Below are 15,409 nucleotides of genomic sequence, written 5' to 3' on the forward strand. Positions count from 1 at the left end.
GAGAAGCGAGATTATGCAGTGTTTCGTTTGCGTCGTCAACTTCTCTTTTTTGCTACACCGCGTTTTCCGCGGCTTCCTGCGTCATCTTCAACTACTTGATTTCGTTGTCGTTTTCGCGAGGGACTGAACTATAGCAAACCTTATCGAGCTCTGCAATACCCGCTGTTGTTTCGCCTCCCAGAATAAACAGTTCTCGGCCATCAAAATAACGGGTATTCTTTCGACAAGATTCTGTAATGCAACTTAACCCTGCCGCTCATCCGGCGATTCGTGCCCCTCACTTCATGCTGAAAGCCGAACAGATCCTTGCGCTTGCTCCCGATGCCGCATCTGCAAAAGCAGGGTCGCAGCTTGCCGCTCCCGCCAAGTGGGGCACGCTCGGCCTGGATGGCAATGCGATGTGGGGCGAATGCCAGGGCAGCGGCAAGCTCCCTTACCGTACCCAGATCGACCTCGGCGAACCCGCCTTCAAATGCTCCTGCCCCAGCCGCAAGTTCCCGTGCAAGCACGGTCTCGGCCTGTACCTGCTGCATGCGGCCCAGCCCACACTGTTCAACGAGAACGAAGCGCCGCAATGGGTCAGGGACTGGCTCGACGGCAGCCAGACACGGCGCGAAAAGAAGGAAGAGAAAGCGGCCGACCAGTCTCCTGAAGCCGTAGCCGCTTCCGCCGCCCAGGCACGCAAACGCGAAGACAAGCGTGCCCAGAACATCGCCAACGGCCTGGCCGACCTGCAAACCTGGCTTGAGGACCTGGCGCGCGAGGGCATCGCCACGGTGCGCGAACGCGGCCCGGCGTTCTGGGAAGGCATGGCGCGCGCATGGTCGACGCCCAGGCCGGGGCCATCGGCAACCGCCTGCGCCGCGCATCCGGCCTGTGCTTCCAGACCACGAACCCCGACTGGCAGCGCCAGCTGGGCAGCGAACTCGCCTCTCTCTATATGCTGTGCCAAGCCCACGCCCGGCTCGATGCGCTGCCGGCGCCCCTGCAGGCCGACGTGCGCACCCTGGTCGGCTGGAGCGTGCCGCAGGAAACCGTATTCGTCGAACCGGCCATCGTCGATCGCTGGCAAGTGCTGGCCCAGACCACGGAGGACGAAGGCCGGGTGCGCTCGCGCACGACCTGGTTGCGCGGCGTCGCCAGTGGCCGCTGGGCCATGCTGCTGCATTACTCGGCCGGCGGCCAGGGCTTCGAGGCGCCGCTGGCGACCAGCACCGAATTCGACGGCGCCCTGTGCTTCTACCCGGGCGCCTGGCCACTGCGCGCGCTGATCAAGGAACAGTCGGGCACGCGCCCGCTCCACGCCGTCGCCTCTGCGCCTGCGCTCGACACCACGCTCGACGCGTATGCCGACGTGCTGGCGGTCCAGCCCTTCATCGACCGCTATCCGATGCTGCTCGACGCCGTAGTTCCCGACAGCGCCAGGCGCACCAGCCTGCGCACATCGGATGGACGGCTGCTGCCCCTGCACACATCCTTCCGCCATGCGCCGCACCTGCTCGCACTCAGCGGCGGCCATCCGCTCACCGTCTTCGGCGAATGGGACGGCGTTTGCCTGCTGCCGCTGAGCGTCTGGCAGGACGGCCGCCTGTTCAACATCGACACGGAGTTCAACGCATGACGGCCCCGGTTTCGCTACACAAGCTGCTACTGGTCGGCACCGCGCGCGCGCCGCTGCCCGCCGCGCTGCTCGATCCGGAACTGGCCGGCGCCGCCAGCCCGGCACTCGACGCAACCGGCGCAATGCCCGAACGCCGCCTCTGGCTGGCCACCGGCGCCAGCGACCTGTGGACACGCGCCGGCTACCTGCCGCCGCCAGCGCCAGCGACGCAACCCATGGCCAGCGCGCCGGAGCAGCTCCCGGCCTGCCCGCTCGCGGCGGAGGCGATCCTGAAACGCCTGCTCGCGGGCGGTCAGCCGGCTTCGGTGCAAACCGAATGGATCAGCCTCCTGGCCGGCAAGGGTGCACGCCTGCCCGAACGCTTCCTGCCCAATATGCTCGATTGGGCTACCCGCCAGCCGGCGCTGCGGCCACGTCTGCGCCCGGTGCTGGGCACGCGCGCCGCATGGCTGGCGGCGCTCGAACCGGCGTGGGCCTGGGCGGCCGACGCACACGGTAACAATGACGCGCATCCGCAGCAGGCCTGGCACGAAGGCGCGCTGGAGCAACGCGTCGCCGCCCTCGACAACTGGCGCCGCGCCGATCCGGCCGCTGCCCGCGCCGCGCTCGAAGCCACCTGGTCCAGCGAGCCGCCCGACAATCGCCTCGCCCTGCTCTCCTGTCTCCGCACCGGACTGGGCGCCGCTGACGAAGCATTCCTCGAAGCGGCCCTCGACGACCGCCGCAAGCCGGTGCGCCAGATGGCGCAGCGCCTGCTGGCCCGCCTGCCAGACTCGCATTTCTCGCAGCGCATGCTGGCGCGCGCCGCGCCGCTGCTGCAGACCGAAAAGCGCTTCCTGCGCGGCAGCCGCCTGATCGTCGCGCCGCCGGAGGAACGCGATGCCGCCGCCATCCGCGACGGCGTGGGCGACAACAAATACGCGGGCCTGGGCGAAAAGGCGGGCTGGCTGGTGGACATCCTGGCGGCGATCGATCCGTCGCACTGGTCCACTTCGCTCGGCCTGTCGCCCGACGAATGCATCGCCCTGAGCGCCGGCACCGACTACCATCAAGCGCTGCTGCTCGGCTGGACCGGCGCCCTGCAGCTGCACCTGGTGCATGCGGCCACGCCCGGCCTGCTGGCCTGGCTCGAAGCCTGGACCCGCATCTGGCTGGCGTCTGACGGCACGGTGCGCTACCAGAACGCTTCGGCCTTCGTCGGCGCCTACGCCGCCCTGCCTGCGCCAGCCATGCACGCGATGCTGCTCGCGCTGGTCGAGGCCAGCCGCATGCCCTGGCACGGCGCCGACCTGCCCCTGGTCGAACTGCTGCACCAATTGGCGGACGCCACGCCTGCGCCCTGGCCCGCCGGCCTGTCGCTGGCGATCGCACGGCGCCTGCTCGGCGCACTGCCTGCGCTGCCGGCCCAGCAATGGAGCTTCCGCTCCGCCCTCGGCCCGCTGGCGGCCGTGCTCGACCCGGCCGCGGTGTTCGAGGCCGAGCGCGGGTGGCCGGGACTGGCGGACGATCCGCACGGCTGGCAAAACGCCGTCGACCAATTTTTCCAGCTCGTGCGTTTCCGCCACGAGATGATCCTCTCATTCCAGGAGCCTGCATGACCGCCACCAGCACCGTCCTTCGCCAGCACGCCGAGACCCAGTACGCCAACGAGCTGGAAGCATTGATCGCGTGCGACCGGCGCCAGCGTCCGCCGCGCTGGAAGATGTCGCCGTGGGCCGTGTCGACTTACCTGCTGGGCGGGAAGCTGGACAACGGCGTCGAGATCAGCCCCAAGTACATCGGCAACCCGCGCATCATCGAGATCGCGGTGGCCACCCTGGCCACCGACCGCGCCCTGCTCCTGCTGGGCGTGCCGGGCACCGCCAAGTCGTGGGTGTCTGAACACCTGGCGGCGGCGATCAGCGGCGACTCGACCCTGGTGGTGCAGGGCACCGCCGGCACCGGCGAGGAAGCCGTGCGCTATGGCTGGAACTACGCCCAGCTGCTGTCGAAAGGCCCGTCGCTCGAGGCGGTGGTGGCCAGCCCGGTGATGCGCGCCATGCGCGAAGGGAAGATCGCGCGCGTCGAGGAACTCACGCGCATCGCCGGCGAAGTGCAGGACAGCCTGATCTCCATCCTGTCCGAAAAGGTGCTGCCGATCGCCGAACTCGATGACGAAGTCCAGGCCCGGAAGGGCTTCAACATCATCGCCACCGCGAACGACCGCGACCGCGGCGTGAACGAACTGTCGAGCGCCCTGAAGCGCCGCTTCAATACCGTGGTGCTGCCGCCGCCGCGCAGCGCCGACGAAGAGGTGCGCATCGTGCAGACGCGCGTGGCCAGCATGGGCCGTGCGCTGGAACTGCCGGGCGAGCTGCCGGCGCTGGAAGAGATCCGCCGCATCGTCACCGTGTTCCGCGAACTGCGCGAAGGGATCACGGCCGACGGCAAGGTCAAGATCAAGGCGCCCAGCGCCAGCATGAGCACGGCCGAAGCGATTTCCGTCATCACCCACGGCATGTCGCTGGCGGCCCACTTCGGCGACGGCGTGCTGCGCGGCGCCGACCTGGCCGCCGGCATGGTCGGCGCCATCGTCAAGGACCCGATCCAGGACCGCGTGGTCATGCTCGAATACCTGGAAACGGTGGTCAAGGAACGCGACGGCTGGAAGGACCTGTACCGCGCCTGCCGCGACGTGATGGCTTGATGCCGGCGCAGCGATGAGCGTACACCTGTTCGGCATCCGCCACCACGGGCCAGGCTGCGCGCGCAGCCTGCTCGGCGCGCTGGAAGCGCTGCAGCCCGACTGCATCCTGGTCGAGGGCCCGCCCGAAGCCGATGCACTGCTGGCCCACGTCGGCGCGCCCGGCCTGCATCCGCCCTGCGCGCTGCTGGTCTATGCACCAGCGGCGCCGCAGCGCGCCGTGTTCTATCCGTTCGCCGAATACTCGCCCGAGTGGCAGGCGATCCGCTACGCCAACGCGCACGGCCTGCCGGTGCGCCTGTGCGACCTGCCGCAAAGCCACCGGCTGGCCGTGGCGGATGTGGCGGACGATGCCCCTGTCGGCGAGCAGGCCAAGGTCGATGCCAACACCGAAGCAGGCGTCGAAGCCGCGCCGCCCGCCCTGCACGCCGACCCGCTGGCCTGGCTGGCCGAGGCGGCCGGCTTCAGCGATTCCGACACCTGGTGGGACCACCTGGTCGAGCAGCGCAGCGACAGCCTCGATCTGTTCGATGCGATCGCCGGGATGATGACCGTGGTGCGCGAGCAGATCGGCACGCCGGAAGACATTCTCGAGCAGCGCCGCGAAGCCTACATGCGCAACACGATCCGCGCCGCCGAAAAGGAAGGCCGCCAGCGCATCGCCGTGGTCTGCGGCGCCTGGCACGTGCCGGCGCTGGCGCGCATGCCGACTGCGAAAAGCGACAACGACCTGCTGAAAGGCCTGCCCAAGGAAAAGCTGGCCGCGACCTGGACCCCGTGGAGCTACGGCCGGCTGGCCTTTGCCAGCGGCTATGGCGCCGGCGTGGCGGCGCCTGGCTGGTACCAGCACGTATGGGAGCGGCGCGAACAGGCCAGCCTGCACTGGCTGACCGATGTCGCCACCCTGCTGCGCAAGCACGACCTCGACGCCTCGCCGGCGCACATCATCGAAGCCTCGCGCCTGGCAGATACGCTGGCGGCGCTGCGCGATCGCCCGCGCGCCGGCCTCGACGAACTGATGGAAGCCATCCGCGCCGTGTTCTGCTACGACAGCGAGCTGCCGCTGCAGCTGATCCGGCGCGAGCTGCTGATCAAGGACCGCCTGGGCGAAGTGCCGCCCACGGTGCCGACCCTGCCGCTGATCCAGGATGTGCAGGCCCAGCAAAAACGCCTGCGCATGGCGGTGCGCGCCGATACCCTCGACATCGACCTCGATTTGCGCCAGCCGGCGCACCTGGAAAAAAGCGTGCTGCTGCACCGCCTGGCCATGCTCGGCATCGCCTGGGGCAGCCGCCAGGTCGTGCGCGGCAAGAGCGGCACCTTCCACGAGCTGTGGCGCCTGGCCTGGGAGCCCGAGTTCGCGATCCGCCTGATCGAGGCCAGCGTCTGGGGATCGACGCTGGAAGACGCCGCCGGCGCCCGCGCCATCAGCCGCGGCGCGGCGGCGCCCGACCTGGCGGCCCTGACCGGCCTGATGGAAGAGGTGCTGCTGGCCGACCTGCGCGCAGCGGTGGCGCCGCTGATGACGCGCATCCAGGACGCCAGCGCCCTCACCGCCGACCTGGGCTTCCTGCTCGCGGCCCTGCCGCCGCTGGTCAACGTGCTGCGCTATGGCAGCGTGCGCGGCACCGATACCGCGGCGCTGGCAAGCGTGGTCGATGGCCTGGTGGCGCGCGCCTGCGTCGCCCTGCCCTTCGGCATGCGCGGCCTGGCCGACGAAGCCGCAAGCGCCCTGCTGGCCCAGCTGATCGCCGGCGACGGCGCCATCCGCCTGCTGCAGAATGGAGAATACGAGGCCGCCTGGTTCGCGGCGCTGGAAGCCGCCGCGCGCAGCGAAGCCACGCACCCGCTGCTGGCCGGACGCGCGGTGCGCATCCTCACCGAGCAGGGCCACTGGCCGATGGGCGAAGCCTCGCGCCACCTGCTGTTGCTGTGCTCACGCGCGGTGGCGCCGCTGGCCGCGGCCCAGTGGCTGGAAGGGTTTTTGCAGGGCAGCGGCACCCTGCTGGTGCACAACGACGAACTCTGGCATGCGGTCCACGGCTGGGTGCTGTCGCTGCCGGCGGAGACTTTCACAGAGCTGCTGCCGCTGCTGCGCCGCACCTTCGGCAGCTTTGCCGCGCCGGAGCGGCGCCAGCTGGCCGAGCGCGCCAGTGCGGGAGCGGCCGGCGCGGTGGCTTCTTCGCACGCCGCCACGCAGGAGATCGGCCTGGGCCGCGCGCGGCGTGTACTGCCCATCGTGGCAACGCTATTCGGTGGCGCCACGGCGCCGGAGGTGATCCATGGCGCATGAATTCGACACGACCGAAGCCGCGCGCCGCTGGCGCCTGGTGCTGGGCGGCGGCGCGGCCGACACCCCGCTGGCGCCCACCGACCTGGCCATGGACCGCGCGCTCGACGCGCTGTACGGCGCCGAGCCGAACGGATCGCGCGCCGGCCTGGGCGCCTCGGCGCCGAACGTGGCGCGCTGGCTGGGCGACATCCGCCAGTATTTCCCGTCCAGCGTGGTGCAGGTGATGCAGAAGGATGCGTTGGAGCGCCTCGGCCTGCAGCAGATGCTGTGCGAGCCCGAGATGCTGCAGGCGGTCGAGCCGGACGTCCACCTGGTTGCGACCCTGCTCAGTTTGAACCGCATCATGCCGAACAAGACGCGGGCCACGGCGCGCGCCGTGGTGAGCAAGGTGGTGCGCGAGCTGGAGCAGAAGCTGGCCAGCCCGCTGCGCCAGGCCGTCACGGGCAGCCTGAACCGCGCCACGCGCAACCGCCGCCCGCGCCACAACGAAATCGACTGGTTGCGCACCATCCGCGCCAACCTGAAGCACTACCAGCCGGAGTACGGCACCATCATCCCGGAAACCCGGATCGGCTTCGGCCGCAAGGGCCAGTCGCTGCGCGACATCGTGCTGTGCATCGACCAGAGCGGCTCGATGGCGCCGTCGGTGGTGTATGCCAGCGTGTTCGCGGCGGTGCTGGCCAGTATCAAGGCCGTCAGCACCTCGGTGGTGGTGTTCGATACGGCGGTGGTCGACCTGACGCCGCTGCTGGCGGACCCGGTGGAGGTTTTGTTCGGCACCCAGCTCGGCGGCGGCACCGACATCAACCGCGCGCTGGCCTATAGCCAGGGCCTGGTGCGGCGCCCGAAGGACACGATCTTTGTCCTGATCAGCGATTTGTACGAGGGCGGACGCAATGACGAAATGCTCAAGCGCGCGGCGGCGATGATCGCCAGCGGCGTGCAGTTCATCGTCCTGCTGGCCCTCGACGACCAGGGCGCGCCATCCTACGACAAGCACAATGCCGCCAAACTGGTGGCGATGGGCGCGCCCTGCTTTGCCTGCACGCCGGACCTGTTCCCCGACCTGATGGCGGCGGCGATCAAGCGCCAGAGCCTGGAGCAGTGGGCGGCCAAGGCGGGCATCGTCCACGTGTGATGCTCTAGCGCGGCACCACCACGCAAGTGCTGGACTGCTCGCCGCGTTCGAAACGCACCGTCACCGGCAGGAAGCGCTCGATCACCGCCGCATTCGTCGCCGCATGGCCGGACACGGTCGACAGGGTAAAGCGTCCGCTGCCGGCCAGCGCCAGCGGCAGCATCAACTGGTCGGCCAGGTGCTCGCCGACTGCCGCGCCGGAGGCGATATAGGCCTGCGCCTCGGCCAGGGCTGCGTCGGCCACCGCTTCCGCCGTGATGCCGCGCGCACCAAAGGCGGCGAAGACTTCGGTGTGATGTTCATACGCGAGCGTCAGCAGCAAGGCATTGCCCGGCCCCTGCTCGGCAGGCAGGCCGCGCAGGCGCAGCTGGCGCCCTTCCCAGCCGAGGGCGGCGCCGACCTGCGCCAGCTGGCGGCTTCCCACGTTCGACGGGATGCCGGCGAAAAACGCTTCGGCATAAGCGTCGACGAAGGCGCCGCGCTCGATGCAGGCCAGCGGCGCCAGGCGCGGGCAGGGCTGGACGCTGGCCGTCACCACGCCGCCGCCCGCCGGATAAAAGCCGTAGCGCAGCAAATCGATCCCGATCTCGGCGCCCATCTGCGCCAGCAGCGGCAGCCAGGCGCGCTGCAGGAACTGCACCGGCGGCGCCATCGCATTGTGGGTGCCGCCGCTAATGCGGATGGTCGATGGCTGGTCCGCATGCAGCAGGGCCAGCAGCACGGTTTGCAGCACCAGCGTGCAGCTGCCGGCGGTGCCGATCGCAAAGTCGTAGTCGCCCGCCGCGATCGGGCCGGGGATGAAGCTCAGTTCTCCCGCGCCGACCGCCGCTCCGATCACCGCCGCATTGCTGACCTGCTGCGCGGCCTGCACCGCCACCAGGTGCTGGCGCATCAGGCCCGGCTTGGACCGGTTCGCGCGGATGTTCCTGATGCGGAAGGGCTGGCCGGTGATCATGGACAGGGCCAGGGACGTGCGCAGTATCTGCCCGCCGCCCTCGCCTGCGGCGCCATCGAGTTCGATCATGTGTTCTCCTTTATTGTTATTGTTGAAGGCCGCGTAGTCAGCCCTTCACGCACACCACCTGCTTGAGCGTGTGCACCACTTCCACCAGGTCGCGCTGGGCATGCATCACCGCGTCGATGTCCTTGTAGGCCATCGGGATCTCGTCGATCACGTTCGCATCCTTGCGGCATTCCACGCCCTCGGTGGCGCGCACCTGGTCGGCCAGCGTGAAGCGGCGCTTGGCCTCGTTGCGGCTCATGGTACGCCCTGCACCGTGGCTGCAGCTGTGGAAGCTCTCTTCGTTCCCCTTGCCGCGGACGATGAAGCTCTTCGCGCCCATCGAGCCCGGAATGATGCCCAGTTCGCCGGCACGCGCCGATACCGCGCCCTTGCGGGTCACCAGTACGTCCTTGCCGAAGTGGCGCTCCTTCTGTACGTAGTTGTGGTGGCAGTTCACCGCTTCCACGTGGGTCTCGAAGGGCTTGGTGATCACCGTGCGCACGGCGGCGATCAGGTTCTGCATCATGACCTCGCGGTTCATGCGCGCGAACTTCTGGGCCCAGCTCACCGCCTCCACGTAGTCGTCGTAATGCTGCGTCCCTTCCGCCAGGTAGGCCAGGTCTTCGTCGGGCAGGTTGGCGATGTGCGTGCGCATGTCTTTTTTGGCCAGCTCGATGAAGTGGGTGCCGATGGCATTCCCGACACCGCGCGAGCCCGAGTGCAGCATGAACCAGACAAAACCGACTTCATCCAGGCAGACTTCGACGAAGTGGTTGCCGCTGCCGAGCGTACCCAGGTGGCGGTAGTTGTTGGTCTTCGCCAGCGACGGCGTCTTCAGGCAGATCGCATCGAACTCGCCCTTCAGCTGGGCCCAGGCGGCATCGACCGGCGCCGGCGGCGTGTGCCAGGAACCTTCGTCGCGGCCGCGGTAGCCGCGCGTCTTCGGCGACATGCCGTGCGGGATGGCGCGTTCGATGGCGCTGCGCAGCGTGCCCAGGCTGTCGGGCAGGTCGTTGGCGCTCAGGGTGGTTTTCGCCGCCATCATGCCGCAGCCGATGTCGACGCCCACCGCGGCGGGGATCACGGCGCCCAGGGTCGGCACCACGGTGCCGATGGTCGAGCCCTTACCCAGGTGGACATCCGGCATGACGGCGATGTGCTTGTACACGAACGGCATCTGCGCGGTGTTGGCCAGCTGCTGCTTTGCCAATTCTTCCACCGGCACGCCGTGGGTCCACATCTTGATCGGGGCGCCGCCCGCTACTTGCATCAGGTCGTATTCTGCGTTGTTCATTGTTGTTCTCCACGATAGGTATAAAAGGCGATGACAAGAGTGGTGAAATAGTGCTGCATACTGAGCTACGCGGCTTGCGCCGGCCCGGGATTGAACCGGGGACCTCTGGAGACGCCTCCAGCGCTCTATCCCATGTAATTCCACCTGCATTCATCGAAAAAGGTGAGCCGGCAGGACCAGTGGTGAGTGCGACGGTTTTGGACATGTAGTCGCACCCGCATTCCTGCCAGCTCGAAAGCTGTACTGCTATTCGTCGTCAGCCGGCCAGGCCGACCGCTTCGATTGCGCCGACCCAGTGCCGGTAGTCGAGCTGGCCGGCGGCAAAGGCGGCGATCATCCGGAACACGTCGTCTGAAAAACCGCCGACGTTCAGGATGTCCTCGCGTTCGCATGCCTGGGTGCTGGCATTTGGCGCGCAATCGATGCACACCAGGCGCGCACGCGGGTTGCGCCGCTTGAATGCCGACCAGGCCTGCATGGTGGCCGTCGCCCGTGGGCGGGCATCCATCCACGATTCGTTATCGGAGACGAACACCACCAGCTCCGCCTCGACCCGCTTCTCGTTCAGCCACACCAGCGGCGCGCTGCAATTCGTTCCGCCACCGCCCAGGGCCGCCAGCTTCTGCGCATTCGTGATCACGGTGTCAAGCGGATGCAGCCGGCAATCGACCACCTTGGTCTCGAACGGGAGCACCAGCGCATCCGGGTTCTTGCGCAGCATGGCGGCGGCCACCAGGCCGGCGACGTCGATGCAGCGCATGGCCGAGCTTGCGGTGCCGCGGCTGCCGCTGACCGGCGCATGCATCGAGCCCGATACGTCCGCGCACACCACCACGCGGCCCTCGACCGCAGGCACGTTTTCGAGGGCGATTTCCAGCGCCTCGTCCAGGGCCAGCCGTACCGCTACCGGCACCGCGTCCGTTGCCGCCTGGCGCGCCGCCATCAGCTGGTAGGGGAACACGCCTGCTTTGGCAATCGCTTCGCGGTCGCGCAGCTTGTCGGCAATCACCTGCGCCATGCCGTCGATACCGAACACGCCGTGGCGCGCAAAGGTATTCAGGTTCATGCGCACCATGTGCCAGCCGCCGTTGCGCGCGATCTGCGCCCATTCCCGGGCCGACAAGCCGAGTGCGGTCAGCATCTGGAACGGCACATCCGGCAGCGGCGCGGCGCGGTTCGCCTTGTATGCCTCGAAGGCGGCGGTCAGCGGCGGCAGGTCGTGTGCGGCATACGGACGGCCGATCAGCCAGGCGAAGAAGGCGGCGCGCCAGGCCTCGGCAGGCTTCGGGTGCACCATCTTGACCACGTCGGCCAGCGACGGCGCAGTGCCGACGGCAGCCGCGAGCAGTTGCGCTTCGCTGGCGCTGTTCAGCCATTCCTGCACCAGCTTCTTCGGACGCGAACCGAGCGACTTGCGGCCCACTGCCCCCGAGCGCAGGATCTGCACGACGTTGCGCAGCATCTTGCCGTTGTTGATCGCGCGCCCGAAGGCGGGCCGCAATTCCTCGGCGCCCTGGCCGGCCAGTACGGCCACCAGCAGCGCCGGCATGTCCTTCATGTAGCCGCGCTCGCGCAGGTACACCGCGGTCTGGGCGATGAAGTACGGGTCGACTTCGCGGCACAGTTCCAGCACGGTCGCCAGCTGCGCTTCGGCGCCGGCATAGTAGGTCGCGTTCAGGCAGCCGGTCGCGGCGTACTGTGCCAGGGCATGGCGCGGCGACAGCGCGTAGGCCGGGGCGCCGGCGCTGTTCACGGTGTCGGCGGCGGGAATGAATTTCCCCTTCAAAGTCTGGAACAGCTGCACGTCGACCATTTTCATTTCCTCGTTTTCTTGTTTTATACCTCCTCTATTGCAAACGCCGTGCCACCTGCATGCCTGGGGCTGGCACGCTTCTTTAAGTCTTTGATATGCAATGGATTTATTGTTTTTATGTTAGTTTCGGCGTTTTCTGGACCCTGGATGGTCTTCATGCTAAATTATCCTGTCGGATAAAATTTTATAAGCATGAAAAAGAAAAAGATCGTGGTGCTGGGCTTTGTCGGCACAAAGCTCGATAGCGGAAAAGGCCAGGCGCGCTGGAGCAAATGGCGGCCGAGCGTTGGCCTGACCCAGCACGAAGACGTGGTCATCGACCGCTTCGAACTGATGTACAACGGGAATGTGGAGACGCTGGTCAAGCAGGTTACGGCCGACATCACATCGGTGTCGCCGGAAACGCAGGTGATTCCACACGCGCTGCAGATGCGCGATGCCTGGGATTTCGAAGCGGTGTATGCGACGCTGTTCGATTTCGCGAAACGCTATCCCTTCGACCCGGAGCACGAGGAATACTGGGTCCACATCACCACGGGTACGCACGTGGTCCAGATCTGCCTGTTCCTGATGACCGAGGCGCGCTTCTTCCCCGGCCGCCTGGTGCAGACCTCGCCGCCGCGCAGTGCGGACACCACGGCCGGTACCTATGCGCTCATCGATCTTGACTTGTCGCGCTACGACCAGATCGCCCAGCGCTTTTCGCGCGAGCAGGCCGAGGGCGTGGCCTTCCTGAAGTCCGGCATCGCCACGCGCAATGCGCATTTCAACGCCATGATCGACGAGATCGAGCGCGTGGCCATCAAATCGAAGGCGCCGATGCTGTTAATGGGGCCGACCGGCGCCGGCAAATCCTTCCTGGCGCGCCGCGTATATGAACTCAAAAAAACGCGCCACCAGATCAGTGGCAAGTTCGTCGAACTCAATTGCGCCACCCTGCATGGCGATGGTGCGGCGTCGACGCTGTTCGGCCATATCAAAGGCTCGTTTACCGGGGCGGCGGCGGATCGGCCCGGCCTGCTGCGCAGTGCGCACAAGGGCTTGCTGTTCCTGGACGAGATCGGCGAACTGGGGCTGGACGAGCAAGCCATGCTGTTGAAGGCGGTCGAGGAGAAGCGCTTCCTGCCGGTGGGCAGCGACAACGAAATGCAGAGCGATTTCCAGCTGATCGCAGGTACGAACCGCGACCTGGGCGAGGAAATGGCGGCCGGCCGCTTTCGCGAAGACCTTTACGCACGCATTAACTTATGGACGTATGCGCTGCCGGGCCTGAAAGACCGCGCGGAAGATATCGAACCGAACCTGTCTTACCTGCTGGCGCAAGTTGGTGAAGAAAACGGCGAGATGGTGCGCTTCAATCGCGAAGCGCGCGAGCGCTACATGCAGTTTGCGATGTCGCCCGAGGCGGTCTGGAACGGGAATTTCCGCGACCTGGGCGCCTCCGTTACGCGGATGGCGACGCTGGCCGAAGCCGGACGCATTACCGAGAAACTCGTCGACGCCGAGGTAGTGCGGCTGCAGCGCCTGTGGGCCGCCGGCACGCGTGAGCGGACTGCGCCGGCAGCGGTGGATATCGGGGAAGTCATGGGGCCGGAAGCCGCGGCGCAACTCGATCTGTTCGATGCAATGCAGCTGGTTGGCGTGATTGACGTGTGCCGGCAATCGAAAAGCCTGTCGGATGCCGGCCGCAAGCTGTTCGGTGTATCGCGCGGCGCCAAGAGCAAACCGAACGATGCGGACCGGCTGAAAAAATACCTGGCCCGCTTCGACCTCAATTGGGAACAGGTGTCTTGACGCGATCGGCTTCGCCGCGTCTCAGTGCACCAGTTCTTTTTCCGGGGCCGTCTGCTTGCTGGCGGCTTTCGACTGCTTCCTGCGCCGCCAGAGAATGAGCGCACCAAGGACGGTGAAGACGCCGATGCCGGCAATCGGCCCGGGCACCGGCGACGGATCATCTTCAAGCGGGCTCGATGCATCGCGCAGCGTGTCCGGGAATGGCCGCGCTTCGACCGGCACGATTTTCCAGTCGGCCTGGTCCGTCGGCACCCGCGACTGGAATTCATCGAATGAAAACACCGGCGCCGAACCGGTAACGCGGCTCGAAGGAACCTGCGGAATGCGCACCAGGAAGATGGCGTCGACGTCGCTCCGGAGCTGCTGTTCATACGGCGTCAGCGAGCGTTCCGCTTTGCCATTCATCCCCACGATCTGCAGCAAATCCAGTCCTGCCGCTTCGAATGCCACTGCAGGCAGGAGGCGGGTCTGTTCTTCATTCAGGTAATCGTAGATCTTGCGGCCGCTTTGCAGGCTGCGGTCCTTGACGGCGATATAGGCGTAGGCTGCAAGCGACTTCAGCGGCGCCGACGGTCCGCGCTCCGGAATATGCCAGCCGAGCGACGCGAAAACGTCGACGCTGATGCCGGCGCAATTCGCGCTCGCGTGGCGGTACTGGAAATCGTGGCGGTAGAAATGATTGAAGACGCGCTGCACACCGCCCTGGTATGCGGCCGCGGTACGCGCGTTATTCAGCACCGCCACCAGCATGTAGGACGGGCGGTAGTATTGCTGGCCGCTGTTCAGGTCCATCAGGTAGTTATCCATCGGCAGCGTTGCCGCAACAATGCCCTTTTCGCTGAACGAATCCAGGTTATAGAAATTATTGACGGCCCAGTCGGCCCATTCGCCTTTGTTGCCGATACGGCCGGTGGCGATCGCGAAGTGGCCACCCAGCGATTCGTCGTCATCGCCCTGGGCGCCGTTCAGGACAAATCCCAGCACCGGCTTTTGCTTCCAGTCGCGTGCCTGCCCCGGATGGCGTTCCCATAACAGGCGCGTTTCGATCCCGCGCGCTTCCTTCTGGACAGGCGCGCGGACGAAATCCGCCAGGTCCGACGGTTTCTGGAGCGGCTTGGCTTGCATGGCTGCCGGTGCGAAGGCGTAATCGCTGGGCCAGATCGTACGCGCGACAAAGACCTGTTTTCCGTCGGCGCCTTCGAGCGCACCGCGCATGCGCACCTCCCGGCCGCTGAAATAGGCAGCCGTAGCGTCGTTCGCATAGGAGAGATTGGTGGCGATCTTCGGCACGAGCCGGATGTCGATTTCGTTTCCGCCGGCAGTACGAACGCGTTTGGCGCCAGGTTGCATGACCGCGTTCTCGAGAATGCTCGGGGCGCCAATCCAGACCAGGGATGGATGAGCCAGTTTTTCCTGGCGGGCCATTGCGGCCCATTTGGCAACGTCGCTTTCCCGGTCCACGCCTGGCGTAAATCCCGACACGGTTGTGCCAGGGCGTGGAACGGCAATCACGTCGTTTTCGAAATACCACAGCCCCTGCTTCGGCACGGTGCAGTTGCCGCACTTTCCCGTTTCCAGGCGCATGCCCTCGGCCGACAACAGTCCAATCGCTTCCGACTCGAGCGCACCCTTCACTGTCGAAGGCGATGCATTCGTAACGGTATCTGCAGCGCAGGCAAAGGTAGCAAACGCGGCAGCAACTGCACCAAGGAGTTTTCGGGCCATGCTATTTCCTCATTCTTGGTAAGAACAACAAACCTACCGTGAATG

Annotated in this window: 10 protein-coding genes and 1 pseudogene; 6 read left to right on the forward strand and 5 right to left on the reverse strand. The window is 66.7% G+C overall.

Going from position 1 to position 15,409, the window contains the following annotated elements:
* Window positions 1–398: 398 nt before the first annotated feature.
* The 5 genes and pseudogenes from QWL29_RS25190 to QWL29_RS25210 all read left to right on the forward strand — a co-directional run bounded on the left by QWL29_RS25190 (window position 399) and on the right by QWL29_RS25210 (window position 7,735).
* Window positions 399–1,621: pseudogene (locus tag QWL29_RS25190) on the forward strand (SWIM zinc finger family protein).
* Window positions 1,618–3,219: a DUF5691 domain-containing protein gene (locus tag QWL29_RS25195; protein ID WP_305825602.1), complete on the forward strand. Its 1,602-nt coding sequence runs from the start codon at window positions 1,618–1,620 to the stop codon at window positions 3,217–3,219. Before QWL29_RS25190 ends, QWL29_RS25195 begins: the two are co-directional and overlap by 4 nt.
* On the forward strand, window positions 3,216–4,307 hold the full coding sequence (locus QWL29_RS25200; RefSeq protein ID WP_305825603.1) for an AAA family ATPase: 1,092 nt from the start codon (window positions 3,216–3,218) through the stop codon (window positions 4,305–4,307). The genes QWL29_RS25195 and QWL29_RS25200 overlap by 4 nt, the downstream gene beginning before the upstream one ends.
* A gap of 13 nt (window positions 4,308–4,320) precedes the next feature.
* A complete protein-coding gene (locus tag QWL29_RS25205) occupies window positions 4,321–6,597 on the forward strand; it encodes a DUF5682 family protein (RefSeq protein WP_305825604.1) in 2,277 nt (758 codons plus the stop codon).
* A complete protein-coding gene (locus QWL29_RS25210) occupies window positions 6,587–7,735 on the forward strand; it encodes a VWA domain-containing protein (RefSeq protein WP_305825605.1) in 1,149 nt (382 codons plus the stop codon). Before QWL29_RS25205 ends, QWL29_RS25210 begins: the two co-directional genes overlap by 11 nt.
* A gap of 4 nt (window positions 7,736–7,739) precedes the next feature.
* Here QWL29_RS25210 and rtcA read toward each other — a convergent pair whose 3' ends face one another.
* The 4 genes from rtcA to QWL29_RS25230 form a co-directional block, all read right to left on the reverse strand.
* Entirely contained in the window at window positions 7,740–8,759 is a 1,020-nt protein-coding gene (rtcA, locus tag QWL29_RS25215) for an RNA 3'-terminal phosphate cyclase (RefSeq protein WP_305825606.1), read from the reverse strand.
* A 37-nt stretch (window positions 8,760–8,796) separates the two neighbouring features.
* On the reverse strand, window positions 8,797–10,032 hold the full coding sequence (locus tag QWL29_RS25220) for an RtcB family protein (RefSeq protein ID WP_305825607.1): 1,236 nt from the start codon (window positions 10,030–10,032) through the stop codon (window positions 8,797–8,799).
* 256 nt (window positions 10,033–10,288) lie between these two features.
* Window positions 10,289–11,851 (reverse strand): vWA domain-containing protein, encoded by a 1,563-nt coding sequence (locus QWL29_RS25225; protein WP_305825608.1) that lies wholly within the window; start codon window positions 11,849–11,851, stop codon window positions 10,289–10,291.
* Window positions 11,852–11,868: 17 nt separating this feature from the next.
* A complete protein-coding gene (locus QWL29_RS25230; protein WP_305825609.1) occupies window positions 11,869–12,003 on the reverse strand; it encodes a hypothetical protein in 135 nt (44 codons plus the stop codon).
* A gap of 34 nt (window positions 12,004–12,037) precedes the next feature.
* Here QWL29_RS25230 and rtcR point away from each other — a divergent pair, with 34 nt between their 5' ends.
* Entirely contained in the window at window positions 12,038–13,639 is a 1,602-nt protein-coding gene (gene rtcR, locus QWL29_RS25235; RefSeq protein WP_305825610.1) for an RNA repair transcriptional activator RtcR, read from the forward strand.
* 21 nt (window positions 13,640–13,660) lie between these two features.
* Here the strand turns inward: rtcR and QWL29_RS25240 are convergent, their stop codons facing one another.
* Window positions 13,661–15,364: a hypothetical protein gene (locus QWL29_RS25240; protein ID WP_305825611.1), complete on the reverse strand. Its 1,704-nt coding sequence runs from the start codon at window positions 15,362–15,364 to the stop codon at window positions 13,661–13,663.
* Window positions 15,365–15,409 lie beyond the last annotated feature (45 nt).

It is taken from the genome of Massilia brevitalea (assembly GCF_030711405.1).
GTDB classification, from domain to species: domain Bacteria; phylum Pseudomonadota; class Gammaproteobacteria; order Burkholderiales; family Burkholderiaceae_D; genus Telluria; species Telluria brevitalea.